Genomic DNA, 6,429 nt, shown 5'->3' with positions numbered 1-6,429 from the left:
ATAATTATTTTGGTTTAATTCTATTTTTTAATTAATTAAAAAAATATAAAAGGATAAAATAAGAATGATTAAATCAGATTTAGAAACAATTGTTGAACAGGCATCGTGTAAGTGAAGTGCAACAAATCAACTCAGAAAGGAGTTGATTTTTTATTGAAAAGAAACATTATTTTATTTTGCGGTCCTTAGTAATTAAGTATGGAAAAGATAATGTTATTAATATGGTAAATAATATTGTAATTAATAATGTAAAAGAAGATGAATAAATTATCCGCGTAATTTATTAGCGGTAATTTATTCAATATTGTTTATTTTGAGCGTAGCGAACACGCGAAGCGTGTCGCTAAATTAGATTTTTAGGAGGAATTAAGTTATGCCAGGTTGATTAACGACAATATTTAGTGTTGTTATTATATTAGGTATTTTTGCTTGAATTGGTTTATCGATTTATCAAAAAATTCGTCAAATTCGAGGAAAGAAAAAAGATAAAAAAGAAATTGAAAACAAGGAGGATAAAAAATAATGTTAGGTATGTATTTAACAACAGCAATTAATTTTTTAGCAGTTGGTGATAAGCCTACTATTTCAGATGGAATGGGTTCTATTTGAAGTGGTTTAGGACAAGCAATGATGAAAGTTAAAGAAGCAATTTATGCTGTATTACCACAATTAATGACTTTTTTAGGTGATGCGTGAATTATTTTAATTCCATTTGGTATTTTTGTTATTGTTAAGATATTAAACTTTTTCCGTGTTATGGTTAAAGGATTTTAATTTTTATTATAATCGATCATATATCTTAGTTGTGGCACACTAGCTTTGTTATTTGATTTATTAATTTTATATTTTCTATTAACTTTGTTAATAGTATTTTTCAGTGTGCCAATTTTTATTATTTTATATATTTAACATTGTTAATAACATTGTTTATTAAACATTAAATAAACAATATATTAGCATTATGTATAACATTGTTAATAATCAATGTTTTATCAATAAATAAGCAATATATAAACATTAAATATAACACTGTTTATTAAACAAATATTAGTTAGGAGATGATAAATAATGAAAAATTTTATATTTTTCTTAAAAAATTTTTGTTATATTAGTGGTTCAATGGTTTTATTTAGTTTAATTGATTTATTGTTTTGAATAATTTCATTAAATTATACTGGTTTAGTATTTTGACTATTATTTGCTTTACAATGTGTTTATTTTATTTGATGAGTTTGAAAAAATGTTTTTTATCAATTAAATTTTTTTCGGTTAGTTAATTATTTTCAAAATAATCCATTATCGGTAATTATGGGTAAATTAGGAGAAGGCAAAAAATTAAAATAAAAAATAATTTAAAGAAAGAGGTTGATAAAATTGAATAATTTTGTTAAGAAAAATAAAAATATAGCAAATTATTTTATTTCTAAGGAACTTATTCCTTTTGAAACAGATAAAGCAAGTTTTATAAATTTACCTAATCATAATCGCCATATTGGTTTTTGATTGAGTAATAAATTTATTTATCCGAGTGAAAAACACTCAGAACAAGTAGCAATTGGTTTAATTTATGATAATTCTTATCCTATTGTAAAATATGATGAAAATTTAAAACGTCATATTTGAAAGTATTTAACTGGAACAGAATTAATTAATTTGTATAATCAATATAAACAAAATTATTTTAATCTTATGCATAAAGCATTATTTTTAAATGAACCTAAAAAAATAAAAGCAAATAATAACAATAATAATTTAACAGATTGAAATATTGAAAGAGAACAACAATTAATTAAAGATTTAGAAAGTTTAAAATAATGAGTTTGTATAATTATTGAGTTCAATTTGTTAGTTATATTTTTGGTTCAAATGCTCCTGAATTTTTGTATGTTTTATCATTTGTATTATTTATTGTTTTATTTTTTGGGATGTTTTTTAAACTTATTCAAAAAATGTGGAGTTTTTAAAGATGCAAAATGATTGAGAAAAATTAAAAGAGTTTTTTGTTCATATCTTTTTGTTTATAGATAAAACTAATGTTGAAACTATTACAACTTGGACTTTGACACAAAATGAATATTTAACTCTGATGGTTGGTGTTTGAATTGTTATTTTATTTTTAACTTGGTTTTTATTGTGAATGGTTTTCAAAATAGTTAGTTGTTTTAAATAATTAAATTTTGTTATTATTATGGTTTTCTCTCCCCACAAACTTTTAAAATCTTTTTTTTGAATATAATATATATTTTCATTATGAATGCAATAATTATTAATATAAATAATGTTGTAAAAAATATTTTTTTGCATTTATTTGACTAATATTTTTAAATATTAATTCTACAAAATTAATTGTAGTAATTAATTTTCCGATAGGATTGATTAAAAAGTTTATAATTCCAATAATAGGCAATAATATTGAAATTATTTTTAAAATTTTCTTAATTTTTATCACTCTCCTTTTTGATTTGTGGGGAGAGAAAACCATAATAATACTAGTTTAATTATAAATAACTATTGGAGGTAAAATGAAAAAGTTTGTATTTTTTTTAAAAAATTATTGTTATATCAGTGGCTCAATGATTTTGTTTAGTTTGATAGATTTATTACTTTGAATAATTTCGTTAAATTATACTGGTTTAGTGTTTTGATTATTATTTGCTTTACAATGTGTTTATTTTGTATGATGAGTTTGAAAAAGTATATTTTATCAGTTAAATGCGTTTAGGTTAGTTAATTTTGTTTGAGATAATCCATTGTCAGTTATTATTGGTAAATTAGGAACGGGAAAAACTTTACTTTTAACTTATTTATCACAAACTATGAAATTATTAACAGATAATATTTATAGTAATTATCCGTTAGAAGACGATAAAGTTAAAGTTTTAACATTTAAAAATTTAGATTTTACAGATAGAACAAAACCAGTTCCTCCTGATGATAGTGTTATATTATTCGATGAAAGTTATTTGTATATCGACGGAACTAGTCCTCACGATGAGAAAAAAGTTCATAGTGGTAAAATTCCGTGAATTGTTTTGGCAAGGCATTTTGGTAATCGTGCGTTGTTTACAGCTCAGCGTGAAGGTATGATTTGAAACAATATTCGGCAATTAGCAAGCGGTATTATTATTCCAATTTCATTGAAAAAACCGATTGCTAAAAAAGGATTTAATTTTTTTAATCGTTTCTTTATTATGCGAATTGGTATTTTCCAGGATATTACAGATTATGAAATTTGAAAAACAAAATCAGTAGAACGAACAGCAGAAGGTAAGCGTGCAAAACATAAATCCGATGTTGGGTTAGGAATTCGGTTTTTTAAGATAATTATTCCGTTAGAATTTGCACAGAAATATGATAGTCAATGATTAAAGTTTGTTCGTGATTTAAAAAATGATGAAATAGTTAATAAAAAAGAATATTATTGGTTGGAAATTACTAAATTGAGTGTTAAAGAGCGTTTAGAATTATTTGATATTGATATTTTGAAAAAGAATTTAAAACCTAAAAAAGAAAAAGGAAGTGGTAAAGATGATTAATTTATTATCAGAAAGTAGTAATTGAGATAAGATTTTTAGTTTTATTTTTGATGTATTTTTGTTTATTTTTGATGTAATTTGAAATACTAAATTGCCAATGACAAATACAACAATTGCTTATTTTATTATCTTTTTTATGGTGGTTAAGTTATCGATTTATGCAATTCACGGAACAAGAACGCAATATAACGAATTAGGTTCAACAGTACAAATGGGTGTATCAAATATTTATTCTGCGACTGTTCGTGGTGTTTCTGATACTAAACAAGGTATGCAAAAACATATTAAAGAGCGTAAACAGTTTAAAATTAATCGTAATAAACAACAATTATCAAGTTTAGCAAAACAAGCAAAAACAAAAGAACAAGGATATAGGAGAGTGCATAAATAATGATTAGATTAGTTTTATTGGTTGCGGCAATTGCTATTTTTGGTACTGGTTTTATTACTGTAATTATTAATCAATTAACATCAGCAAAAAATATTATTATGGATTTGTATAATTCAGACACTTTTTTACTTTCTTTATTTGGTAAAATGGCAATATTATTTAGTCATCCGTTAATGTTAACAATATCAAGTTTATATATTGTTGGGTTTATTGTTTCAAAAACATTGTATAGTTAGGAGTTGAATTATAAATATGAAAAAATTATTTTCTTTATTTTCAATAGGACTTTTAGGACTTTTAGGTTTAATTATTCCTTTTATTACTTTAACAGCATTTAAACCGTTAAATCAACAAAATTATACTGTTAATCAACAAACAACAGGAATGAATGAAACTGATTTTATTAATACAATGTTTTTACGCAGTAGTTTTTTTGAAAATTGGTCAGAAACAAATTACTTTATTAACCCTACTTTAAAAACATCGCAATCATTAACTTATAATGATAAATGATATTTAGACTTTTTAAAGGATAATTATTCAACGGGAATTTCATTTGATAAGCCTAGTAATGAGTTTATGGATTTATATAAAAATTGAGATAGTTATGCTAAACAGTATAATATTGATAAATTTTATGATGTGGATAAAAAACAATTTTTAAAAGAATTAACAAATTTTTCTTATTCATTTGCTAAGTATTTTAATACTGTTGAAGTTATTAATAAATTAGAAAAGAGTGTTGATAATTTACAAATTGTTGATATTACTTCAAATTTTGGAAATTGAAAAAAAGTATATTCAAATGAAAAACCATTTAATACAGTTGATAATAAATATTACATTATTGTATGGCGTAGTACATCTAATAGTAAATGAAATATTAACGGATTTGATAATTGACAAAATGATAATTTACAAGGTATTGCTTTAATTAATAATTATCGATTATATAGAACTTTAAACAGTTTAGAAATTAAACAAGAACCAAATAAAATAATATCTAATTGAAATAATGATAATGGTACTTATTTTAAAGCAGTTTATCGTTGAGATGGAATTGATAAACCTAATATACCTGAAATTGATAATAATACAGGTAAAATTACAGATTGAAAAGAATAAAAGGACTAACAAGTCCTTTTTTAAATTAATCGAATAAATTTCATAAATATAATTAATAAGAATATATTTGTTATTGTATTATATAATGCTGGACTAAATTTTCATACCTCAAATGTTTGACTAAAAAAACTATATATTGTTTGAAAAATCTTACCAACTCCACTTGCTAATTCATTTACTTGTTTTACACCAGGAATATTATTTACAATTCAAATTGCTGCATTTTTTATATGACACGCTAAATTATATCAACTACAACTTTCATATTGTGCTTGTCATCATTGTCCATCAGGGAATAATCCACCGTTGTTTATTTCTTGTCAGTTGTAAATCCCAAAATTAAAATCATAATAACGATACATATCATTTTCTTTTTGCGCTTGTAATTCAAAAACATTATAACCAATTTTTTGTTCTTCAATTTTTTTGTATTTTAAACCATATTTATCTTTTAAAGCGCCTTCAAAAACATAACCCTCATTTTGATTAATATTATAATTATTTGCAACTGAAAAATCATAATTAAACACATTACCATAATTGGTGTTATAAAACCGATTTTTAAATGCTGAATATAATTTAATATCTAACTGATTATATTTATCTGAAAAATAAAAATATCGTGGATAAATTTTAAAACCATTATTTGCTAATAAACCATATTTTTTATTATAACCTTGCACATAAGTATTATTTTCTAAATCAAAAATGGTACGTAAATAATCTTTATAAAAGTTTTGGGAAACCGTGAACATACTATTTAATAACTTTTCAAATTGACTTTTATTAGTATTAGTTTCATCAATTAAAACATCTCTAAAATTAACTAATTTTAAACCAAAAAAGTTAATTAAAACCGTATCATATTGTAAATTATCAATATAACCACTTTCAATAAAATTACTACGATTTTGAAATACAGGTACCAATGCATGAGCAAAAAATGCTTTTAAAAATTTATTAATATCAATTTGTCCTTTCATCTGTTCAAAAACTTTTTTACCAGTATTAGGTGTATTAACTTGATTATAATTATAAGTTTCAGCACTAAAATTAAAGATATTTTCTCTATCTTTCATAAAAGTAAACAAAAAACCTAAATCATCAGTATATCGATAAGTATTTGCATTATTACCATCCCAATATTGTTTAAGGTGTGTTAATTCTAAACTACCAGCAACAATATTTTTATGTTCATCAATCGTTAAAATCATCCGATAAATTGATTTTCTAGTTAAAATAATACTAGGTTTTCAGTCTAATTTTTCCATATTATTAATAATTTCAAAATCAAATATTATTCTTTGACTACCCAAGTTTGGGTCATCATAATTTGGATTTCCACCTTGTTGAACTCTAATATTTTCTTGCACAATA

Annotated in this window: 9 protein-coding genes and 2 pseudogenes; 10 read left to right on the top strand and 1 reads right to left on the bottom strand. The window is 23.0% G+C overall.

Annotated features, from left to right (window positions below):
* The first annotated feature begins 64 nt into the window (after positions 1-64).
* From D9R21_RS08530 to D9R21_RS07930, 10 genes and pseudogenes are all read left to right on the top strand, one after another.
* Positions 65-196, top strand: a complete 132-nt coding sequence (locus D9R21_RS08530; protein WP_255416612.1) for a hypothetical protein — start codon at positions 65-67, stop codon at positions 194-196.
* A gap of 177 nt (positions 197-373) precedes the next feature.
* Positions 374-523, top strand: coding sequence for a hypothetical protein (locus tag D9R21_RS03875; RefSeq protein ID WP_126821178.1), 150 nt, complete (start codon positions 374-376; stop codon positions 521-523).
* A complete protein-coding gene (locus D9R21_RS03870; protein WP_126821177.1) occupies positions 523-774 on the top strand; it encodes a hypothetical protein in 252 nt (83 codons plus the stop codon). The genes D9R21_RS03875 and D9R21_RS03870 overlap by 1 nt, the downstream gene beginning before the upstream one ends.
* A gap of 294 nt (positions 775-1,068) precedes the next feature.
* Positions 1,069-1,338: pseudogene (locus tag D9R21_RS03865) on the top strand (hypothetical protein); the annotation flags it as partial.
* 36 nt (positions 1,339-1,374) lie between these two features.
* The gene (locus D9R21_RS03860; RefSeq protein ID WP_126821176.1) at positions 1,375-1,815 is read left to right on the top strand and encodes a DUF3627 domain-containing protein; all 441 of its coding nucleotides are present in this window, start codon (positions 1,375-1,377) and stop codon (positions 1,813-1,815) included.
* A gap of 151 nt (positions 1,816-1,966) precedes the next feature.
* A complete protein-coding gene (locus tag D9R21_RS03855) occupies positions 1,967-2,170 on the top strand; it encodes a DUF2649 family protein (RefSeq protein ID WP_126821175.1) in 204 nt (67 codons plus the stop codon).
* A 352-nt stretch (positions 2,171-2,522) separates the two neighbouring features.
* Positions 2,523-3,536, top strand: a complete 1,014-nt coding sequence (locus tag D9R21_RS03850; protein WP_126821174.1) for a hypothetical protein — start codon at positions 2,523-2,525, stop codon at positions 3,534-3,536.
* Positions 3,529-3,927, top strand: a complete 399-nt coding sequence (locus D9R21_RS03845; RefSeq protein ID WP_126821173.1) for a hypothetical protein — start codon at positions 3,529-3,531, stop codon at positions 3,925-3,927. Before D9R21_RS03850 ends, D9R21_RS03845 begins: the two co-directional genes overlap by 8 nt.
* Positions 3,927-4,163, top strand: coding sequence for a hypothetical protein (locus tag D9R21_RS03840; protein ID WP_004027616.1), 237 nt, complete (start codon positions 3,927-3,929; stop codon positions 4,161-4,163). The genes D9R21_RS03845 and D9R21_RS03840 overlap by 1 nt, the downstream gene beginning before the upstream one ends.
* Before the next feature lie 16 nt (positions 4,164-4,179).
* A pseudogene (locus tag D9R21_RS07930) lies at positions 4,180-5,022 on the top strand (spiroplasma phage ORF1-like family protein); the annotation flags it as partial.
* Between the two features lie 50 nt (positions 5,023-5,072).
* Here the strand turns inward: D9R21_RS07930 and D9R21_RS03830 are convergent.
* The coding region (locus tag D9R21_RS03830) for a spiroplasma phage ORF1-like family protein (protein ID WP_126821172.1) at positions 5,073-6,429 on the bottom strand (1,357 nt) is incomplete at its 5' end.

It is taken from the genome of Spiroplasma endosymbiont of Megaselia nigra (assembly GCF_003987485.1).
Classification (GTDB): domain Bacteria; phylum Bacillota_I; class Bacilli_A; order Mycoplasmatales; family Mycoplasmataceae; genus Spiroplasma.
The sequence above is the reverse complement of the archived record's forward strand: the minus strand, read 5'-3'. Positions and strand labels throughout refer to the sequence as shown.